The sequence below is a fragment of the Variovorax monticola genome (genome assembly GCF_051216855.1).
GTDB lineage: Bacteria > Pseudomonadota > Gammaproteobacteria > Burkholderiales > Burkholderiaceae_C > Variovorax.
Genome location: NZ_JBPJZP010000002.1, coordinates 835929 through 852428, shown reverse-complemented (window position 1 = coordinate 852428; position 16500 = coordinate 835929). Strand labels below are relative to the sequence as shown.

The window sequence follows — 16500 nt, the reverse complement described above, 5'->3', positions numbered from 1 at the left end:
AGGTCTCGAATGCTCCGGCGGCGCCCAGAATGAGGGTGCCACCGGAGACAAACATGCTCTCTAGCTTTCTGCGGTTTCCGCCCAGCGAAAGCGCCTACAGGCGCAAGTTCCTGGACAACACGGACGAGAACCTGTTCATGGGATCGTTCGAGAGCTTCGCGGCGGCCGAGGCCGGTGCGCCGCCCTCCAAGGCAGTGGGCTACGCCAACGCCGACGCGGGCGAGCTCTACAGCCCGCAGATCTATTTCTACGACTACCCCAGCCTGTTCTGGCTGGGCCGCTCCATCGATGCGGGCCTGACGCGCATCTTCGACCTGGGTGGCCACGTCGGCATCAAGTACTACGCATTCCGCCGCGTGCTGAGCTATCCCGACACCCTGCGGTGGACGGTGTGCGATGTGCCGGGCGTGGTCGAGAGCGGCCGCGTGATGGCCGTGAAGCGCGAGGCCACCGCGCAACTGGCCTTCACCACCGACTACCGCGACGCGAGCGGCTGCGACGTGCTGTATGCCTCGGGCAGCCTGCAGTACCTGCCGGTGCGCATGGACGCGATTCTTTCCGCGCTGGCCGTGAAGCCCCGGCGCATCGTGATGAACACCACGGCGGTGCACCCCGAGCGCACGATCTTCACGCTCAACAGCATCGGCGTGGCCGTGTGCCCCTACCGCATCCAGCACCACGACGAACTGCTGGCCGACCTGGCGCACTCGGGCTACAAGAAGCGCGACGTGTGGCGCAACGAGGGCAAGCCGATCGCGGTGCCCTTCGTGGAGGGCGGCGACAAGCCCTACTACGCGGGTTGCTGCTTCGAGCTGGGGGGCTGAGTCGGCGCGGTCGATGCACCCCGGAATTCAGGGAATGACGGCGGGCAGGTTCTGGTCGGCAATGTGACGCTGCTCGGGCGTGAGGGCGCTGTAGAGCGCCGACAGCGCATCGCTCAGCGCCTGCGTGTGCAGTGCGCGCTCTTGCGCCTGCGCGGCGCGCTGCTGCGCGAACTGCACGGCCGTCTGCGGGTCCGACGGTGCGGCGCCGGCCATGCCGCCGCGGCCGACGAGGGCCCACACGGCATCGGAGAAACGGTCCCACAGCGGCGACTGCGCGGGCTCGATCATCAGTTGCAGTCGCAGGTCGTAGAGCTTGTCGCGGACCTTGCCGGCAGCGGTGGCCGGCGTGGAAAGGCCGTCGCCGCTGCGCGGACTGGCGGCGCTGTCGGGCCGCGCGCCGCGCCTGCCGCCACCGCCCATGCCGCTGCCGCCACCGCCGAATTGCGCGAAGCCGTGGGTACTCACGGCAAGCAGCGCTGCGGCCAGGGCGAAGCGATGCAGGGGTCGTTTCATCATGGGGAATCCTTGGGTGAAATCGTTGCAAGAGCCGCGAAAGGCCCGCGTGCATTTCAGGCGTGCTGGCTGTCCCGCGCGTTGCGGCCCGGTAAACCCGGGGTAAAGCGAGCGGTCTTTACCTCGGTACAAACCCCGAATTCCCTGAAGGCGAAATGACAGCCCTGGCTTCTACGATGGCTCTTTCTCCCGGAGACATCCCATGAAGCCCTACCTCGCCCCGACGCTGGCCCTGACGCGCCGCGCAGCCCTTCCCCTGCTCGCGGCCCTGGCACTCGCCGGCTGCGGTGGCCTCGGCGACATTGGCGGTGGCAAGCCCGCCGACACCGACATCCACGTGTTGACCTCGGGCGGCTTCACCGCCGCCTACAACGACCTGCGCCCCGCGTTCGAACGCAGCAGCGGGCGCAGCGTGAAGACGGCCTACGGCGCTTCGATGGGCAACGCCGACGACTCCATTCCCAGCCGCCTCGCGCGCAACGAACCGGTCGACGTGGTGATCCTGGCGCGCCCCGCGCTCGACGCGCTGGTCGCGCAGGGCAAGGTGGTGGCGGGCAGCCAGGTCGACCTTGTGCGCTCGGCCATCGGCTTTGCGGTACGCAAGGGCGCGCCCCGTCCGGACATCGGAACGGTCGAGGCGCTCAAGCGCACGCTGCTCGCCGCGCCGTCGATCGCCTACTCGGCCAGCGCGAGCGGCACCTACTACGAGACCGAGCTGCTGAAGACGCTGGGCATCGAAGACCAGGTCAAGCCCAAGAGCAAGCGCATCCTGAGCGAGCGCGTGGGCACGGTGGTGGCGCGCGGCGATGCAGCGCTGGGGTTGCAGCAGGTCAGCGAGCTGCTGCCGGTGGCGGGCATCGACTACATCGGCCCGCTGCCGGCGGAAGTGCAGCGCGTGACGGTGTTTTCCGCGGGCATCGCCACCGCGTCGAAGCAGCCCGATGCCGCACGGCAGTTGATCCGCTACCTGAACTCCCCGGCCGCCGCGCCGGTCATCGCGAAGACGGGGCTGGAGCCGCTCGCGGCGCGCTGAGCACGCGCAAGAGAACAAGCCCTCCGGGCGCCCCGCGGCCTTGCCGGAAGACGGCGGCGCGCTTATCGTGCGACGGCCTCCTGGGAGTTCCCGCCCCGGGTCCTGGCTTCGGCCTCGAGGCTGGCGCACAGCGCAAAGAACCCGCTGAGTTCTGCAGCCTTGTCGAACACCGCATCCGCGCCGAGCTCGCGCGCCCAGTCGGTGATTTCGCCGGTGGCGTAGTTGGTCAGCACCACCACGCGCTGTCCGGGGCGGCACTTGCCGCTGCGCTTGACGATGCCCAGGCCCGAACCCTCCTGCAGGAACAGGTCGACCACCAGCAGGTCCCAGGCGCCAGGGTTCGCATCGAGCCAGGCGAGCGCTTGCGCCTCGGTTGTGGCGGTGCCGACCAGGTGAAGGTCGATTTCCTCCTCCATGGCGGCGATCAGCGTCTGGCGGATGTGAGGGTTGTCTTCGACGAGAAAAGTGGAAAGCGGCACGGCGTCGGGCAATTTCTGTTTGCGGAGCAAACGAGCCTACGCGAATCCGGCGCCTGACTGGTGAGCGCGCCGCGCTACATCCGGTAGGAAACAAGGAAGACGGGCGCCGTAAACTGGCGCGCCACCCCTGTCAACTTTCGCAACCCCCTTCGCTCGAACGCCATGACACAGCCTCAGCCGACCCCTGTTTCCCCCGCCCTCGTCGCTGCATTCGCGCCCGGCGGCACGCTGCGCGCCTCCATCAACCTGGGCAACCCGATCCTGGCCAACAAGGACGCCGCCACCGGCGAGCCGGTCGGCGTGTCGATCGACCTGGCGCGCGAGTTCGCACGACGGCTGGGCGTGGGCGTCGAGCTGGTGGTGTTCGAGAAGGCCGCCGCGTCGGTCGACGCGGTGAAGAACGAGAAGGCCGACATCGGCTTCTTCGCCGTCGACCCGGCGCGCAGCGAAGGGCTGCTGTTCACCGCGCCCTACGTGCTGATCGAAGGCAGCTACCTGGTGACTGCATCGTCGGCGCTGACGGACAACGCGCAGGTCGACGCCCATGGCCACCGCATCTCGGTCGGCGCGGGCAGCGCCTACGACCTGTTCCTGACGCGAGAGGTCAAGCAGGCCGACATCGTCCGGCTGCAGGGTGCGGGTCCGGCGCTGGCGGCGCTGCGTTCCGGCGAGGTCGAGGTGGCGGCGGGCATTCGCCAGTTGCTCGAAGGCGAGGCGCAGCGCGCGCCCGGCGTGCGCGTGCTGCCGGGGCGCTTCATGGTGATCCAGCAGGCCATGGGCACGCCGGCCAGCCGGGGCGCGCAGGCGCAGGCACTGCTCGCGGCCTTTGTCGAGGAGATGAAGGCCAGCGGCTTCGTCGCCGATGCCTTGAAGCGCCACCGCATCGAGGGGGCGGTTGTGGCGCCGGCTTCTTCCTGACGCTGTGTTCAGCCGCCGTAGCGCGCGACGGTGAGGCCTTCCATGTCGATCTCGGGCGCCCTGCCCCCGATCAGGTCGGCCATCACGCGGCCAGTGCCGGCCGCCATGGTCCAGCCGAGCGTGCCGTGGCCGGTGCTCAGCATCAGGTTGGGAATGCGGGTGGCGCCGATGACCGGCGTGCCGTCGGGCGTCATGGGGCGCAGGCCGGTCCAGAAAGAAGCGTCGCGCACGTTGCCGCCCCGGGGGAACAGGTCGGTCACCACGTGTTCGAGCGTGTCGCGCCGGCCCGCGTCCAGGCGCAGGTCGAAGCCCGAGAGCTGCGCGGTGCCGCCCACGCGGATGCGATCGCCCAGCCGCGTGACCGCCACCTTGAAGGTCTCGTCCATCACGGTCGATTCGGGGGCGCCGCTCGCATCGCTGATCGGCACGGTGATCGAGAAGCCCTTGACCGGGTACACCGGGAGGTCGATGCCCAGCGGCTTGACCAGCGCGGGCGAATAGCTGCCGAGCGCGACCACGTAGCGCTCGGCCGCGAAGTTGCCCTTGTCGGTGCGCACCGCGGTCACGCCCTTGGCCGCATCATGTTCGATGGCCTGGATGGTCACGCCGAACCTGAAAGTCACGCCCTCGGCCTCAGCCAGCTTGGCGAGGGCCTGCGTGAACTTGAAGCAGTCGCCGGTTTCGTCGCCCGGCAGGCGCAGGCCGCCGACGAACTTGTGCTTCACCCCCGCGAGCGCAGGCTCGTACTGAACGCAGCCTTCGCGGTCGAGCTCCTGGTAGGGCACGCCGGAGGCCTTGAGCACCGCCACGTCCTTCGAGGTGCCGTCGAGCTGCTGCTGCGTGCGAAACAGCTGCAGCGTGCCCTGCATGCGCTCGTCGTAGGCGATGCCGGTGTCGGCGCGAAGGGCCTTCAGGCAGTCGCGGCTGTATTCGGCGAGCCGCACCATGCGGCCCTTGTTGACCTCGTAGCGCGCCTGCGTGCAGTTGCGCAGCATCGACAGGCCCCAGCGCCACATGGCGGGGTCGAGCATGGGCTTGACGACCAGCGGGCTGTGCTGCATGAGCATCCACTTGACGGCCTTGACCGGCACGCCGGGCCCGGCCCATGGTGCCGAGTAGCCGGGCGAGACCTCGCCCGCGTTGCCGAAGCTGGTTTCGAGCGCGGGCGCCGGCTGGCGCTCCAGCACCGTCACCTCGTGCCCGGCGCGCGCCATGTAGTAAGCCACCGAGGTGCCGATGACACCGCTGCCCAGAATCAGGACCTGCATGAGAACAACCCTTTGAAGCCGCCGTCCAGCGCGATGGCGCCGAGGGTACAGGGCTCAGGCGCTAGAGGCCCAGCGCATCTTGCAATTGCCGTGCCGTCCAGCGCTTCGGTTGTTGCGGCCAGGCCTCGAGCAGCGCGACCATGCGCGCGTTGCGCGGCGCGCTCAGGCCGTGCTCCTGTGCGAGGCGAACGACCTCGCCGCTGAGCGAATCGATCTCGGTGCGGCGGCCCAGCGCCAGGTCGTCGGCCATGCTGGAACGCGCCTTGGCGTCGATGCGCAGCATGCGGGCCGCGACGATGCGAAACAGCCAGTCCGGCAGGCGCAGCACGCTGGGCAGGCGGCGCGCCGGCACCGCGGCCACTTGCGCGGGCGCAATGCCCGCCACGTTCAGGATGCTCAGCGCCTCGTCGATCAGCGACGCGAAGCAGCGGCGGTAGCCGCGCTGCATGAGCTCGTCGCGCAGCGGCAGGCCCGAGAGCGCGTTGACCGGGTTGTTGAGGTTGAGCATCAGCTTGCCCCACTGCACCGGCAGCAGGTCGGCGTGCAGGTCGAGCGGCACGCCGGCGCGCGCGAACACGGCAAGCCAGGGGCGCAATGCCGCGTCGTCTTCCGCGGCCAGGCGCCCCGGGGTTCCGCGGTGAAAGGCGCCCGGGCCGATCTCGGCCACGTTGTACGGGACCATGCCGGCACGCACGTTGAGCGAGGGGCCGGTCTGCGACGCGGCGGCGCAGTTGGAAATGCCGTTCTGCAGCGACACCACGGTGGTACCCGCGGGCAGCGCGAAAGCCAGCTCGCCTGCAGCCTCGGCCGTGGCGCCGCTCTTCACGCACAGCAGCACCAGGGCGGGCCGCGCGCCGGGCGGCACCTGCTCGCTCAATTGCAGCCCTGCAGCGGGCAGCTTGTGCTTTGCGCCGTCCATGTCGGTGAGCGTCATGCCGTGCGTCGCGAGCTTGTCGAGCACGCGCGGCCGGCCGACGAACGTGACGGGCACGCCGGCCGTCGCGAGGCTGCCACCGATGAAGCACCCGATGGTGCCGGCGCCCATCACAAGCACTTCACCGGGGATGTCTTCTTGCATGAAGTGCGTGGTGCGTGTGAGCGGTGGGGCCGTCGGGTGGCGTCAGGCGCGTTCTTCGACCCAGGCCTGCACCGACTGCAGCGCGGCCGCCAGGCCTGCCGCGTTGGTGCCGCCGGCCATGGCCATGTCGGCCTTGCCGCCGCCCTTGCCACCGACCTGCTGGGCCACGAAGTTGACCAGCTCGCCGGCCTTGACCTTGCCCGTGCTGTCGGCCGTGACGCCGGCCGCGATCTGCACCTTGTCGCCGTCGGCGGCGGCCAGCACGATGACGGCCGTCTTGAGCTTGTCCTTGAGCTTGTCCATGGTGTCGCGCAGCGTCTTGGCATCGGCGCCGTCGAGCTTGGCGACCAGCAACTTCAGGCCCTTGACGTCCACCGCCTGCGTCACCAATTCGTCGCCCTTGAACGACGCGAGCTTGCCCTTGAGCGCACCCACTTCGCGCTCGAGCGCCTTCACCTGGTCGAGCACCTGCGTGAGGCGGCCCTGCAGCTCGGCGGCCGGCGTGCGCAGCGTGGCGGCCACGCTGTGCACGGTCGATTCCAGGTCCTGCAGGTACGACAGCGCATTGGCGCCGGTGACTGCCTCGATGCGGCGCACGCCGGCGGCCACGCCGCCTTCGCTCACGATCTTGAACAGGCCGATGTCGCCCGTGCGGCTCACGTGGGTGCCGCCGCACAGTTCGCGGCTGGAGCCGATGTCCAGCACGCGCACGCTCTCGCCGTACTTTTCGCCGAACAGCATCATGGCGCCGGTCTTCTGCGCCGACTCCATGTCCATCACGCGCGCTTGCGTGGGCGCGTTGGCCAGCACTTCGGCGTTCACGCGCTTCTCGATCTCGAGGATCTGCGCATGCGAGACGGCGGCGTTGTGCGCGAAGTCGAAGCGCGTCTTGTCGGCATCGACCAGCGAGCCTTTCTGCTGCACGTGGTCGCCCAGCACTTCGCGCAGGGCCTTGTGCATCAGGTGGGTGACCGAGTGGTTGCGCATGGTGGCGTTGCGCCGCGCGATGTCGACCGCGGCCTTGACCGCGTCGCCGACCTTCAGCGTGCCCTGCGTCTGCGTGCCGTGGTGGCCGAACACGTCGGCCTTGATCTTCTGCGTGTCGTCCACGCCGAACTGCACGCCTTCGGCCGCCAGCACGCCCTGGTCGCCGACCTGGCCGCCGCTCTCGGCATAGAACGGCGTGGTGTCGAGCACGACGATGCCGCTCTGGCCTTCCTTGAGTTCCTGCACGGCGGCGCCTTCGACGTACAGCGCGACGACCTTGGCGTTTTCCTCGAGGTGTTCGTAGCCGGTGAAGGTGTTGCCCGCGCCGGCGTATTCGACGTTGCGGTCCATCTTGAACTTGCCGGCCGCGCGGCCCGCGGCCTTCTGCTTTTCCATGGCGGCGTTGAAGCCGGCCTCGTCCACGCTCACGCCGCGCTCGCGGCACACGTCGGCCGACAGGTCGAGCGGAAAGCCGTAGGTGTCATGCAGCTTGAAGGCAACTTCACCGGGCAGCGTCTTGGCGTCGCCGGCCAGCGCCGCGTCGAGGATTTCCATGCCGTTGGCCAGCGTTTCGAAGAAGCGTTCTTCCTCGGCCTTCAGCGTGTCGATGATGCGTTTCTCGTCGGCCACCAGCTTCGGATAGGCGTCGCCCATCAGCTTCACCAGGTCGGGCACCAGCTTGTGGAAGAACGGCTTCTTCTGGCCCAGCTTGTAGCCGTGGCGAATGGCGCGGCGAATGATGCGGCGCTGCACGTAGCCACGGCCCTCGTTCGAGGGAATCACGCCATCGGCCACCAGGAACGAGGTGGCGCGGATGTGGTCGGCAATCACGCGCAGCGAGTTGTTGCCCAGGTCTTGCTCGCCGGTTTCGCGCGACGCGGCCTTGATGAGCGCCTCGAAGATGTCGATTTCGTAGTTGCTGTGCACGTGCTGCAGGATCGCGGCCAGGCGCTCCAGGCCCATGCCGGTGTCCACGCAAGGCGCGGGCAGTTTCTTGACCGAGCCGTCGGGCTGCATGTCGAACTGCATGAACACGTTGTTCCAGATCTCGATGTAGCGGTCGCCGTCTTCGTCGGGCGAGCCGGGCGGGCCGCCGGGGATCTCGGGGCCGTGGTCGAAGAAGATCTCGGAGCACGGGCCGCACGGGCCGGTGTCGGCCATCATCCAGAAGTTGTCGGACATGTAGCGTCCGCCCTTGTTGTCGCCGATGCGCACCACGCGCTCGGGCGGCAGGCCGATGTCCTTGGTCCAGATGTCGTAGGCCTCGTCGTCCTCGATGTAGACGGTGGCCCAGAGCTTGTCGGCCGGCAGCTTGTAGACCTGGGTCAGCAGCTCGTAGGCCCAGGTGAGCGATTCGCGCTTGAAGTAGTCGCCGAAGCTCCAGTTGCCCAGCATCTCGAAGAAGGTGTGGTGGCGCGCGGTGTAGCCCACGTTCTCGAGGTCGTTGTGCTTGCCGCCGGCGCGCAGGCAGGCCTGGACCGAGGCGGCGCGCACGTAGTTGCGCTTGTCTTCGCCCAGGAACACGTCCTTGAACTGGACCATGCCCGAGTTCGTGAACATGAGCGTCGGGTCGTTGCCCGGCACCAGCGAGCTCGAGGCCACGACGGTGTGGCCCTTGGAAGCGAAGAAATCGAGAAAGGTCTTGCGGATGTCCGCGACCGTGAATGTGGGCTGGCTCATCTTTGGATTCGTCTTCTGTCGAGGGCGGCCCGGCGATGGCGACCCTGTGTCGAACCCACTGCGGCGAACCGGCCTAACTGCTTGATTTGCTTGAACAAACGATTATAGGTTTGGCCATGACGCCCGCGCCTTCCGGGGGCAAACTCGAGGCTCGGAGCGGCGCGGCTAATATGTGATCCGGCGCAAAAAACGCGAACCAAAAGCGGTCTGCGCCATCCGTACTTGTACGGACACAAAGAATCAAGGAGTTCGCATGGCAAGCCAAGAGGCGGAACAACACTGGCAGATCGAAGATCTCGATTTTTCGCGCATCGCGCTCGACAAGGTCCGCCCGGACGAAAACCTCTTCTACCTGGTGACCTCCGCTTCCTTCATAGAGAGCGGCTCCGACCTCTACACGCAGAACCTGGTCGACTTCTTCCGGGGCGACGACGAGGTCACCGACTGGCTGTCGAATCATTGGGAACTCGAAGAACTGCAGCACGGAAAGGCCCTGCGTGCCTACGTGCGCCATGTGTGGCCCGAGTTCGAATGGGACACCGCGTACCAGGGCTTCCTGAAGGAGTACGCCACCTACTGCAAGGTCGAATTGCTGGGCCCGACCCGTGCCCTCGAGATGACCGCGCGCTGCGTGGTCGAGACGGGCACCGCCACCTACTACCGAGCCATGGCGCGCAGCACGGACGAGCCGGTGCTGCAAGACTTGGCGACGCGCATCGCGACCGACGAGGTCAATCACTACAAGCACTTCTATCGCTTCTTCCGCCGCTACCGCGAGCAGGAACGGTTGAGCCGGTTCCGCGTCTTCGGCACCATCGGCCGGCGCACGCTCGAGCTCAAGAGCGAGGACGCGGACTGCGCCATCCGGCACGTGGTGCAGGCGCGCTCGCCCGACCGGGCCAGCGACACGGCCTACGTGCAGGCCCTGAGCGCGCGCATGAACAGCACCATCCGCACCAACCTGAGCGCCGGCACGACGCTCAAGATGCTGATGCGGCCGCTGGAGTTGCCGGCAAGGGTGCAAACGGTCATCCAGTACCCGATCAGGCAGTTCATGCAGCACGTGTTTCTGCGCTGACCCGACCGCACGGGAACTGCCGGGGAATGCATACAACGTACGCCGCGGATTCGCAAACAAGGGCAGAGAAAGTGACAAACCGGGACAGCCGTCCCGTTTTTTGCAACGAAAGCGTCGCTAGTATCTGCCGCTCACCCCTTTATAGAGGCGAGGCCTGAGACCTTCGGAAGAGCGGCACCGCGCTCCTGGCAAATGGGTTCGCAGCCTTCTTGCATGCGAGTCCGATGTTCGAAAACACAGCCAAGCGCGAGCAGCCCTACACCATACGACTGGACGGTTCCGACCTCTCCATTCGCGACCTGATGGAGGTGCGATTCACTTTCTTGAGACTGCTCGAGGAACACATCGGTACACCGTCGCGGGTGGTCAGGTGCTACCGGGCGTGGACCAGCCAGCTCGAATCGGGCACCGAAGCCTTGAGCGAAACACAGAAAGCCTACGCACGTGCGTGGCGGGAGGCCTGGGAACACGCGACCGGACTGGCCGCCCCGCTGCTGAGCAAGCCGCAAACGACGGCGTTCAAGTTCGAGCTTCTCAGGTGACCGTCCCAAAAAAAACCCAGCGCAGGGCTGGGTTGTGAACCTCTCGAGTGCTGTCACACACAGAGAACTCGCACTTGGAAGCGAGTCCGCAAAATCTAGAGCTTCAAAAGACAGGACCTTGTCGGACAGGGCCGACACTTCCAGATGGCGAGTTCGGCGTCCAGCGGTCCGTGCCGAACAAAGGTGTAAAAAACTGCCAACTAGTTCACGTTTCTATGAGTGTCCTACGGCCGCTGACTGTTTCTGACTGACAGGCGCGCCATGGATTCATATCGAAGATGCAGATGCTGTCACGCAACAGGGCCGCACAAAAGAAGAGCTCTCTGTTTCTCTTAGAGCGCCCACATGGGCTCCTCGAACCCGCTTCGGCGGGTATTTTTTTGCCTGGAGATTGCCGTGGCAAACCAGGTCGGTCGCGGCATGCGCCAGATGACCTGGGGCCCTAGCACACGGCCACGACACGTTGTCCCTTCTTCATGGGGACAACGTTGTGGAAAACTGTGTGTGCATTGCGTGAAAGCGTTGCCTGGCGTGGCCTGCAACGCAGTGCCTGCGAAAGAGGCACCGCGCGAAAAAATATCCAGGAACGCGAAAAATCAGGCCGGGCGATGCAGGCCGCTTGCCGAAGCGGCGCGAACGTCAGCCGTGGTCAATCACGGTCTTCGTGGTAGCGGCGATAGCTCTCGCGCCGCTCCCACTCCCGGCGGCGCCATTCGCGGCGGTCCTCGCGGTCCCATCGCGGGGCACGTTCGTAGTAGACGGGCGCCGGCTCATAGACCGGGGCCGGCCGGTAGCGCACGGGCGGCGGCGGCTGGTAGTACACGGGCGCCGGCGGCGAATAGACAGGGGCCGGCTCGTAGTACACCGGTGCCGGCTCGCTGACCACGAAGCCGGGAACATTGACGCCGATGGACCAACTCGTGCCTGCGTTTGCGGCGGCGGCCGAAAAAAGCCCACCGGCGACCATCACGCCTGCCACGGCAATTTTGAGAGTGTTTCGATGAAAGGACACGTCGTCTCCAGAAGTGCGGGAAGGGTCCCGATAGGATGACAACGCCGCACCTCCGGTCACCGCTCACATCGTTTCGGTGAAGAACGTTCCCAAATGTCACGCCGCCGTGCGTGGAGGTCATTCGCGCGAGCTGGCGATCCATTCCCTGACAAAGTGGGCGGCGCGAACACAGGCCCGCTCGAAGGCACCGTCCCAGGTCAATTGCTGCGTGATCACCAGCGCGCATTTCTGAGTGCCCCCGAGGCTCAGCTTGGCAATACCCGCATACGAGCCATGAACCGTTCTCATGATTTCGAAGTCCGCCGACCAGCCTTGGGGGAGTTCGAGGAGACAGGAAGGCGCTCTCATGATGAGCCCAGCATAGGTTCTGACGCGCCCCGAGCCCAGGAACTAAATCACAAGTATTAACAATGGTTTCTGGAATGTCATAAGTCCATGGACAGGTGCCGTACCCACCATCTTCGCAAGCTACCATCCCGAAAAACTACACGAGGTGGAGATGCCTGGCGCAAGTGAGATCGAGCGGGTCGTTGCGGCGCTGAAGACGCTGTCGGCCCAGCCGTGGCCCGAGAGCGCGCGGCTGATTTTGAAATGGAACGACGTCGCCAAGACGCTTTCGGGCGCCGGCTACGAGGCGTTCTTCCATGCGCACCGGCTGGCAAGCCGCTCCGTCTTTCGCGATGCCGCCCCGAATGCCGCGGCCATCGAACAATTGCGCGAACACGGTTTCACCGTCGTTTTGGACGCCGCCCAGGCCGGCGCCGTGTCGCCGAGCGTGCGCATCGAGGTCGGCCTCGCATGGCTGGACCTGTCGACAAGGCAGCCCGGGCGCAAGACGAGCATCGGGATGTATCAGCTCCCTGAAGACGACGGGCATTGCTGAACACGCAGACCTTTATGGAAGGCAGGGGCAAAATTGCCCCGTCGACCGAGCAACACGCGCTTGAAAGGAACAGGGCATGAAGCTCATGAATGTAGAGATGACCCACGAAAACGGCACCGACTTTGCCAGTTGGTCCACCACCGACGCCCTGCAGCCCGCGGAGGCATTCGACCGGCTCATCCGCGTTCTGGCGGAGACCCGAAAGACGATGGAGCCTGCGTTCCCCGACACGCTGCCGGTGTTCATCAAAGGCGCGCCGCAGGTCGACGGGCCCGCCTGGCAATGGTCGATGCAGCCCGATGGCGGCCTGATTCTGAACCTGCGCCATCCCGGACTGGGCTGGCTCGGATTCAGGATGCCCAACGTGGATCTCTTCCACGAGAACCTCGCCAATGTGCTCGACCAACGCAACGCGCTGCGCGCGGAGCTGGAACCGCCCGCCAAGCAGCTGTAGGCCGGGCACCGGTTGCGGTGTTGCCACGAAATGGCACGGCGCAGGCCCGCAGCGCTTGCGTCGTTCTATACTCCCGGGCTGTCGTCGTTCGCAGGCACGCGGCCGACAGACAGCCGCTCGTTGTGCATCGACGAGGCGGAAAATGCGGGTGTAGTTCAATGGCAGAAGCTCACCCTCCAGTGAAAACGCCGTCGTTTCACTGAAAGCTACGCCAAAACCTACGCCGGCAACTGCTGCTCTTCTAAGCGCTTGCTCAGCCGATACTCGGCCATGGCCCGCAAGCGCATCCCCTCCTCCGTACCTCTCCGCCGCATTGCGGTCTACGTTGATGAGCCCGAGCCCGGCTGGTTCGCTTGGGTGCTCAGCGAGGCGGATGAAGATCTTTCGACCTGGTCACAGATCGAGACCACCGACGAATGGCTCAGGAGCTACAAGGAAGCGATGGCCGCCGGTCTCGTGGCGCTGCAGGCGATGGTGGGCGACCTTGATCGCGGACCGCGCGAGGAGCCACCTGCTGAAGCAAAGAGGTCTGTCGGCACCGGCACCGGCTTCGGTTTTGGCTTCGGCGCGAAGCTACCCTGATTGCCGGCGGCGCAGTAGCATGCGCCCATGTGGAAGCCCGACAAGCCTATCGTGAGCGGCAGCAGCACGCTGTCGGATCAGGAAGCCTGGTGGCATGAGTTTGTCGCCGAGTTCCACGAGTTGTGCGGCGGTGAGGTCGACCACGAATGGCTTGTCGGGCTGGCCGGCACGCTCTACCCACTTAACGCCGACCGCGCGCCGCGAGAGACTGCCGAGGTCGCATTCATAACGTTGGGCTACGAGCCGCCGGGGTACGAGCTTGAGGAGACGCTCATTCCTCCGCCGCGGCGGCGCCGGCCGGACCTGCACTGAACGCCTCGACCGGCGCTAGCTTCAGCAGCTGCTTCGCCTCCGCGGTCGTTCCAGCCAGCCACAGGTCGACGTCCTCCGCCTCGATGACGATCACGCTGCGCTTGTCCTGCTGCTCGAACGGCAGCGGCTTCTTCGTCACCTTGTCGACCTCGGGCTTGTGCATCCTGTTCATCAGCGGGTGCGCATTGGCGTTCAGCGTCAGCATGGTGTAGCTCTCGTGCACTTCTCCGGTTTCCTTGTCGGTCCAGGTGTTCCACAGCCCAGCCAAGCCCCACGGATCGCCATCCGGCCGGCGGAACGCCCACCACTGATTTTTCCCGCTCTCCCAGTTCGGCTCGTCGAAGCTGGCGGCCGGGATGATGCAGCGCTGGCCACGCTTCCACGGGTCCTTGTAGCTGGCCTTCGCCTCGACCTCCTCGCCGCGCGCGTTGTTCGTCGAGTACGTGAGCTCCGGCTTCTTGGCGAACCAGGGAATCAAGCCCCACTGCCCGACCACAAGCTCACGCTCGTAGCCTGTCTCGTCCTTTGCGCGGCGGATGAACGGCGCCTGTGAACGCGGAAAGACCGTCAGCGGCCCCAGCAGAGGCCGACGGCTGCGCCGCTCGTCGATGCGCCAGAAGCGCTCGGCCTCCGCTGTCTCCGGGGAGATGTATCGGTTGCACATGTCTCACTCCCTTGCGCCGTCGCGCCAGCTGACCATCCGGCGCAGCTCCTGCGCGCCAGCTTCGAACGCTTCCATGTAGGTGCCGCAGGCCTCCGGCGCGGCCTTCAGCTCGCCGTAGATCCGCGCGTCGTCCTTCGACTCGATCAGCACCCAGTAGAAGTGCCCGCGCTCCTGTTCGTCAACGGTCAAGGCGATCTGGCGAAGGTGGGTCATCAGCACATTCTGAGGGACGACAGCGCACCGCTGGCCCACAGTTACCCGACCTCGTTGATGGGCTTGAGCCAGTCGACAGCGGCCTCGTCGGGCTGCATCGCTCGCAACCGCGCGTCTTGCCAGAGATCTCGCGCAACGTCTTCTAGGTCGAGGGGGTCGACGGTGTGCCACTGCTGCTGCAACCGGTGCGCGCAGGCGGCAATCCAGAGGTTCGCCGGCATGTTTTCCATGCTTGCAGTCTACTCCAAAGACTGTATATTTAACCAGTACTTTTGAAGGAGCTGCGATGCCGAAGAGAACCGTGAAGCCCCGACTTCCTTGGACGTTCGCGTTCGCCCGTGAATGGATCGATCTCGCCAATGGCCAAGCCGGGTTCGAGGATTTGGTCGAGAAAGGCCGTCACCTGCATCGCAAGAACAGGCGCAAGGACCCCCGCATGGTGGCAGCGCAGGACTTTGAGAGAGCTTTGGCACCCAAGCGCGAACTGATCCCAGGCTTCAATGCACCGTGAGCCTGAGACCCCTATCGCAGCCGAGTTGGCGACCATGGCTCGGCAAGCGGGCGAACTCGCGCCTGGCGAGCCGCTGCGGCCCACCCTGCTGGATTTCGCTGAGCAGGTGGCCGGCCGGTGCGCGCGGATCGGCGACCTGTATGGCGACTGGGACCGCAACGCGGGTGACCACATTCGTGCGGTGATGCACGATCTCCCGGCTCCCCTGCCTGCAGCGCCAGAAGACGGCAAGAGCTGAGTTTGAAATGTTTTTAGCGGACGTGACTCCCCTGATGCGCCATGGTCTGCGCCTGAAGCCTGGTGAACGCGGGGCACCGTTGAGGGTCACCGTGATGATCCGGGAATCCGACCGCGACACGAACAACTCGGCGCGCAACCTTGTGACGGCAGCGCTTTACGAGAACTGGGGGATTCCGCAAGCCCGTTCGGCCGGGCAGATCTCGGACCCGGTGATCCTGCCCTACAAGGGGCCCGGGTTCCTGATCGCTGGCATGGAACTGGCGACTGATGAGATTGACGGCACGCGCAGGCTGTTCGAGCACCGACAGGTCTGGCACGTGGTGCCGGCAGCGCTCTGCACCGACGACTGACAGACATCCAACGACAATCGTCCCATGAGCCAACCTGATATTTTTGACGACCAGATCACCATCCTCCGCGCACCGTCATGGCTCGGACAGGACGTGCACGAAGAGCGCGCGCTGCCGCTGGCACCGGGCGACTACAAAATCACGCCGGGCGAGCGCTGGACGGTCACGTCGCTGAAGACCAACGAGGTCGTCTACGACGGCATTGGGCCGGTTGAGATCCGGCGCAAACGCGTCTCCGAGTTACCCCATGCCACGGGACGCGCGTAGGAGAGCGCCGGTCATCCAGAATCGATTTTTGAGGATGGCTGGCGCCGCACTCTCCGTCGCAAGGTAGCCCTCGAGTCGGCGCGGTGCCGGCTTCTGGAGACCACCATGACAGATGACCCCAAGAAGACCGGCTTGGACCGAAAGCTGATCGCCCTCAACGAGCCGCACGAAGTGCTCTCCTGGACGAAGTCACTCGGTTGCACAGAGGCCCAACTCAGAGACGCCGTCAAAGCCGTCGGCAACTCGGCCGAGGCAGTTCGCGTCTACCTGGAAAAGAAGTGATGTCGCGCATCCGTCGGATCTCTGTCCACGTCGACGAACCCGATCCAGGGCACTTTTATTGGGTGCTCATGGAGGAAGGAGATGACGCCTCGGAATGGCGCGAGCTTGAGTCTGCGGACGAGGGCTACGACATGTGGCTCGACGCATTGCAGGCGGGGACAAAAGCATTGCTCGGGTACGCGCCCGACGAACGCATTGGCCCTCGTGAGGTCGGCGGCGACGACGAGGACGCGGCACCCGTGGGTATCCCCATCAGGTGAGCTCGCAATGGCCCTCTACGCCCTCCTGTGCGCCTGGCGAAAACTCGCTTGGTATATGCGCCTAGAGCCT

The 16500-nt window shown here is 65.9% G+C and carries 25 protein-coding genes; 15 read left to right on the top strand and 10 right to left on the bottom strand.

Annotated elements, in window-relative coordinates; translation table 11 throughout:
• The first annotated feature begins 53 nt into the window (after positions 1-53).
• The gene (locus tag ACSFA5_RS09585; protein WP_435443779.1) at positions 54-824 is read left to right on the top strand and encodes a TIGR04325 family methyltransferase; all 771 of its coding nucleotides are present in this window, start codon (positions 54-56) and stop codon (positions 822-824) included.
• A gap of 27 nt (positions 825-851) precedes the next feature.
• On the opposite strand, the gene ACSFA5_RS09580 is transcribed toward ACSFA5_RS09585, so the two are convergent.
• Positions 852-1340, bottom strand: a complete 489-nt coding sequence (locus tag ACSFA5_RS09580; RefSeq protein ID WP_435443778.1) for a Spy/CpxP family protein refolding chaperone — start codon at positions 1338-1340, stop codon at positions 852-854.
• 199 nt (positions 1341-1539) lie between these two features.
• Here ACSFA5_RS09580 and ACSFA5_RS09575 point away from each other — a divergent pair, with 199 nt between their 5' ends.
• Entirely contained in the window at positions 1540-2370 is an 831-nt protein-coding gene (locus tag ACSFA5_RS09575; protein ID WP_435443777.1) for a substrate-binding domain-containing protein, read from the top strand.
• Positions 2371-2432: 62 nt separating this feature from the next.
• Here the strand turns inward: ACSFA5_RS09575 and ACSFA5_RS09570 are convergent, their stop codons facing one another.
• Positions 2433-2849, bottom strand: a complete 417-nt coding sequence (locus tag ACSFA5_RS09570; RefSeq protein ID WP_435443776.1) for a response regulator — start codon at positions 2847-2849, stop codon at positions 2433-2435.
• Between the two features lie 162 nt (positions 2850-3011).
• On the opposite strand from ACSFA5_RS09570, the gene ACSFA5_RS09565 reads away from it, so the two are divergent.
• Positions 3012-3767: a transporter substrate-binding domain-containing protein gene (locus tag ACSFA5_RS09565; protein WP_435443775.1), complete on the top strand. Its 756-nt coding sequence runs from the start codon at positions 3012-3014 to the stop codon at positions 3765-3767.
• An 8-nt stretch (positions 3768-3775) separates the two neighbouring features.
• Here ACSFA5_RS09565 and ACSFA5_RS09560 read toward each other — a convergent pair whose 3' ends face one another.
• From ACSFA5_RS09560 to alaS, 3 genes are all read right to left on the bottom strand, one after another.
• Positions 3776-5035, bottom strand: coding sequence for a D-amino acid dehydrogenase (locus tag ACSFA5_RS09560; RefSeq protein WP_435443774.1), 1260 nt, complete (start codon positions 5033-5035; stop codon positions 3776-3778).
• 61 nt (positions 5036-5096) lie between these two features.
• On the bottom strand, positions 5097-6113 hold the full coding sequence (locus ACSFA5_RS09555; RefSeq protein ID WP_435443773.1) for a 2-dehydropantoate 2-reductase: 1017 nt from the start codon (positions 6111-6113) through the stop codon (positions 5097-5099).
• Between the two features lie 42 nt (positions 6114-6155).
• On the bottom strand, positions 6156-8780 hold the full coding sequence (alaS, locus tag ACSFA5_RS09550; protein ID WP_435443772.1) for an alanine--tRNA ligase: 2625 nt from the start codon (positions 8778-8780) through the stop codon (positions 6156-6158).
• Positions 8781-9033: 253 nt separating this feature from the next.
• On the opposite strand from alaS, the gene ACSFA5_RS09545 reads away from it, so the two are divergent.
• Complete coding sequence (locus ACSFA5_RS09545) at positions 9034-9858, top strand: ferritin-like domain-containing protein (protein ID WP_435443771.1); 825 nt, start codon at positions 9034-9036, stop codon at positions 9856-9858.
• 224 nt (positions 9859-10082) lie between these two features.
• Positions 10083-10400: a hypothetical protein gene (locus ACSFA5_RS09540; protein WP_435443770.1), complete on the top strand. Its 318-nt coding sequence runs from the start codon at positions 10083-10085 to the stop codon at positions 10398-10400.
• 649 nt (positions 10401-11049) lie between these two features.
• Here the strand turns inward: ACSFA5_RS09540 and ACSFA5_RS09535 are convergent.
• The gene (locus tag ACSFA5_RS09535; protein ID WP_435443769.1) at positions 11050-11412 is read right to left on the bottom strand and encodes a hypothetical protein; all 363 of its coding nucleotides are present in this window, start codon (positions 11410-11412) and stop codon (positions 11050-11052) included.
• Between the two features lie 117 nt (positions 11413-11529).
• On the bottom strand, positions 11530-11760 hold the full coding sequence (locus tag ACSFA5_RS09530) for a hypothetical protein (RefSeq protein WP_435443768.1): 231 nt from the start codon (positions 11758-11760) through the stop codon (positions 11530-11532).
• Between the two features lie 145 nt (positions 11761-11905).
• Between ACSFA5_RS09530 and ACSFA5_RS09525 the strand changes: the two genes are divergently transcribed.
• The 4 genes from ACSFA5_RS09525 to ACSFA5_RS09510 all read left to right on the top strand — a co-directional run bounded on the left by ACSFA5_RS09525 (position 11906) and on the right by ACSFA5_RS09510 (position 13643).
• Positions 11906-12295 (top strand): hypothetical protein, encoded by a 390-nt coding sequence (locus ACSFA5_RS09525; RefSeq protein WP_435443767.1) that lies wholly within the window; start codon positions 11906-11908, stop codon positions 12293-12295.
• Positions 12296-12371: 76 nt separating this feature from the next.
• A complete protein-coding gene (locus ACSFA5_RS09520) occupies positions 12372-12749 on the top strand; it encodes a hypothetical protein (RefSeq protein ID WP_435443766.1) in 378 nt (125 codons plus the stop codon).
• A 270-nt stretch (positions 12750-13019) separates the two neighbouring features.
• Positions 13020-13331, top strand: a complete 312-nt coding sequence (locus tag ACSFA5_RS09515) for a hypothetical protein (RefSeq protein ID WP_435443765.1) — start codon at positions 13020-13022, stop codon at positions 13329-13331.
• A 27-nt stretch (positions 13332-13358) separates the two neighbouring features.
• Positions 13359-13643 (top strand): hypothetical protein, encoded by a 285-nt coding sequence (locus ACSFA5_RS09510; RefSeq protein WP_435443764.1) that lies wholly within the window; start codon positions 13359-13361, stop codon positions 13641-13643.
• On the opposite strand, the gene ACSFA5_RS09505 is transcribed toward ACSFA5_RS09510, so the two are convergent.
• From ACSFA5_RS09505 to ACSFA5_RS09495, 3 genes are all read right to left on the bottom strand, one after another.
• Positions 13603-14307 carry an SOS response-associated peptidase gene (locus ACSFA5_RS09505; protein ID WP_435443763.1) on the bottom strand — a complete coding sequence of 235 codons (705 nt, stop codon included), beginning with the start codon at positions 14305-14307 and terminating at the stop codon, positions 13603-13605. The genes ACSFA5_RS09510 and ACSFA5_RS09505 overlap by 41 nt on opposite strands.
• Positions 14308-14310: 3 nt before the next feature.
• Positions 14311-14496, bottom strand: coding sequence for a hypothetical protein (locus tag ACSFA5_RS09500; RefSeq protein ID WP_435443762.1), 186 nt, complete (start codon positions 14494-14496; stop codon positions 14311-14313).
• Positions 14497-14561: 65 nt separating this feature from the next.
• A complete protein-coding gene (locus ACSFA5_RS09495) occupies positions 14562-14741 on the bottom strand; it encodes a hypothetical protein (RefSeq protein WP_435443761.1) in 180 nt (59 codons plus the stop codon).
• 65 nt (positions 14742-14806) lie between these two features.
• Here ACSFA5_RS09495 and ACSFA5_RS09490 point away from each other — a divergent pair, with 65 nt between their 5' ends.
• The 6 genes from ACSFA5_RS09490 (at position 14807) to ACSFA5_RS09465 (ending at position 16430) form a co-directional block, all read left to right on the top strand.
• Complete coding sequence (locus ACSFA5_RS09490) at positions 14807-15031, top strand: hypothetical protein (RefSeq protein WP_435443760.1); 225 nt, start codon at positions 14807-14809, stop codon at positions 15029-15031.
• A gap of 34 nt (positions 15032-15065) precedes the next feature.
• A complete protein-coding gene (locus ACSFA5_RS09485) occupies positions 15066-15269 on the top strand; it encodes a hypothetical protein (RefSeq protein WP_435444087.1) in 204 nt (67 codons plus the stop codon).
• A 7-nt stretch (positions 15270-15276) separates the two neighbouring features.
• Positions 15277-15621: a hypothetical protein gene (locus tag ACSFA5_RS09480; protein ID WP_435443759.1), complete on the top strand. Its 345-nt coding sequence runs from the start codon at positions 15277-15279 to the stop codon at positions 15619-15621.
• A gap of 24 nt (positions 15622-15645) precedes the next feature.
• Positions 15646-15888 (top strand): hypothetical protein, encoded by a 243-nt coding sequence (locus ACSFA5_RS09475; protein ID WP_435443758.1) that lies wholly within the window; start codon positions 15646-15648, stop codon positions 15886-15888.
• Between the two features lie 105 nt (positions 15889-15993).
• On the top strand, positions 15994-16170 hold the full coding sequence (locus ACSFA5_RS09470; protein ID WP_435443757.1) for a DUF3606 domain-containing protein: 177 nt from the start codon (positions 15994-15996) through the stop codon (positions 16168-16170).
• Complete coding sequence (locus tag ACSFA5_RS09465) at positions 16170-16430, top strand: hypothetical protein (protein WP_435443756.1); 261 nt, start codon at positions 16170-16172, stop codon at positions 16428-16430. The genes ACSFA5_RS09470 and ACSFA5_RS09465 overlap by 1 nt, the downstream gene beginning before the upstream one ends.
• The last annotated feature ends 70 nt before the right edge of the window (positions 16431-16500 follow it).

Coding starts and splice junctions, on each gene's coding strand:
- ACSFA5_RS09585 (WP_435443779.1), top strand. CDS start 54: ATGCTCTCTAGCTTTCTGCGGTTTCCGCCCAGCGAAAGCGCCTACAGG.
- ACSFA5_RS09580 (WP_435443778.1), bottom strand. CDS start 1,340: ATGATGAAACGACCCCTGCATCGCTTCGCCCTGGCCGCAGCGCTGCTT.
- ACSFA5_RS09575 (WP_435443777.1), top strand. CDS start 1,540: ATGAAGCCCTACCTCGCCCCGACGCTGGCCCTGACGCGCCGCGCAGCC.
- ACSFA5_RS09565 (WP_435443775.1), top strand. CDS start 3,012: ATGACACAGCCTCAGCCGACCCCTGTTTCCCCCGCCCTCGTCGCTGCA.
- ACSFA5_RS09560 (WP_435443774.1), bottom strand. CDS start 5,035: ATGCAGGTCCTGATTCTGGGCAGCGGTGTCATCGGCACCTCGGTGGCT.
- ACSFA5_RS09555 (WP_435443773.1), bottom strand. CDS start 6,113: ATGCAAGAAGACATCCCCGGTGAAGTGCTTGTGATGGGCGCCGGCACC.
- alaS (WP_435443772.1), bottom strand. CDS start 8,780: ATGAGCCAGCCCACATTCACGGTCGCGGACATCCGCAAGACCTTTCTC.
- ACSFA5_RS09545 (WP_435443771.1), top strand. CDS start 9,034: ATGGCAAGCCAAGAGGCGGAACAACACTGGCAGATCGAAGATCTCGAT.
- ACSFA5_RS09540 (WP_435443770.1), top strand. CDS start 10,083: ATGTTCGAAAACACAGCCAAGCGCGAGCAGCCCTACACCATACGACTG.
- ACSFA5_RS09530 (WP_435443768.1), bottom strand. CDS start 11,760: ATGAGAGCGCCTTCCTGTCTCCTCGAACTCCCCCAAGGCTGGTCGGCG.
- ACSFA5_RS09520 (WP_435443766.1), top strand. CDS start 12,372: ATGAAGCTCATGAATGTAGAGATGACCCACGAAAACGGCACCGACTTT.
- ACSFA5_RS09515 (WP_435443765.1), top strand. CDS start 13,020: ATGGCCCGCAAGCGCATCCCCTCCTCCGTACCTCTCCGCCGCATTGCG.
- ACSFA5_RS09510 (WP_435443764.1), top strand. CDS start 13,359: ATGTGGAAGCCCGACAAGCCTATCGTGAGCGGCAGCAGCACGCTGTCG.
- ACSFA5_RS09505 (WP_435443763.1), bottom strand. CDS start 14,307: ATGTGCAACCGATACATCTCCCCGGAGACAGCGGAGGCCGAGCGCTTC.
- ACSFA5_RS09495 (WP_435443761.1), bottom strand. CDS start 14,741: ATGCCGGCGAACCTCTGGATTGCCGCCTGCGCGCACCGGTTGCAGCAG.
- ACSFA5_RS09490 (WP_435443760.1), top strand. CDS start 14,807: ATGCCGAAGAGAACCGTGAAGCCCCGACTTCCTTGGACGTTCGCGTTC.
- ACSFA5_RS09485 (WP_435444087.1), top strand. CDS start 15,066: ATGGCTCGGCAAGCGGGCGAACTCGCGCCTGGCGAGCCGCTGCGGCCC.
- ACSFA5_RS09480 (WP_435443759.1), top strand. CDS start 15,277: ATGTTTTTAGCGGACGTGACTCCCCTGATGCGCCATGGTCTGCGCCTG.
- ACSFA5_RS09475 (WP_435443758.1), top strand. CDS start 15,646: ATGAGCCAACCTGATATTTTTGACGACCAGATCACCATCCTCCGCGCA.
- ACSFA5_RS09470 (WP_435443757.1), top strand. CDS start 15,994: ATGACAGATGACCCCAAGAAGACCGGCTTGGACCGAAAGCTGATCGCC.
- ACSFA5_RS09465 (WP_435443756.1), top strand. CDS start 16,170: ATGTCGCGCATCCGTCGGATCTCTGTCCACGTCGACGAACCCGATCCA.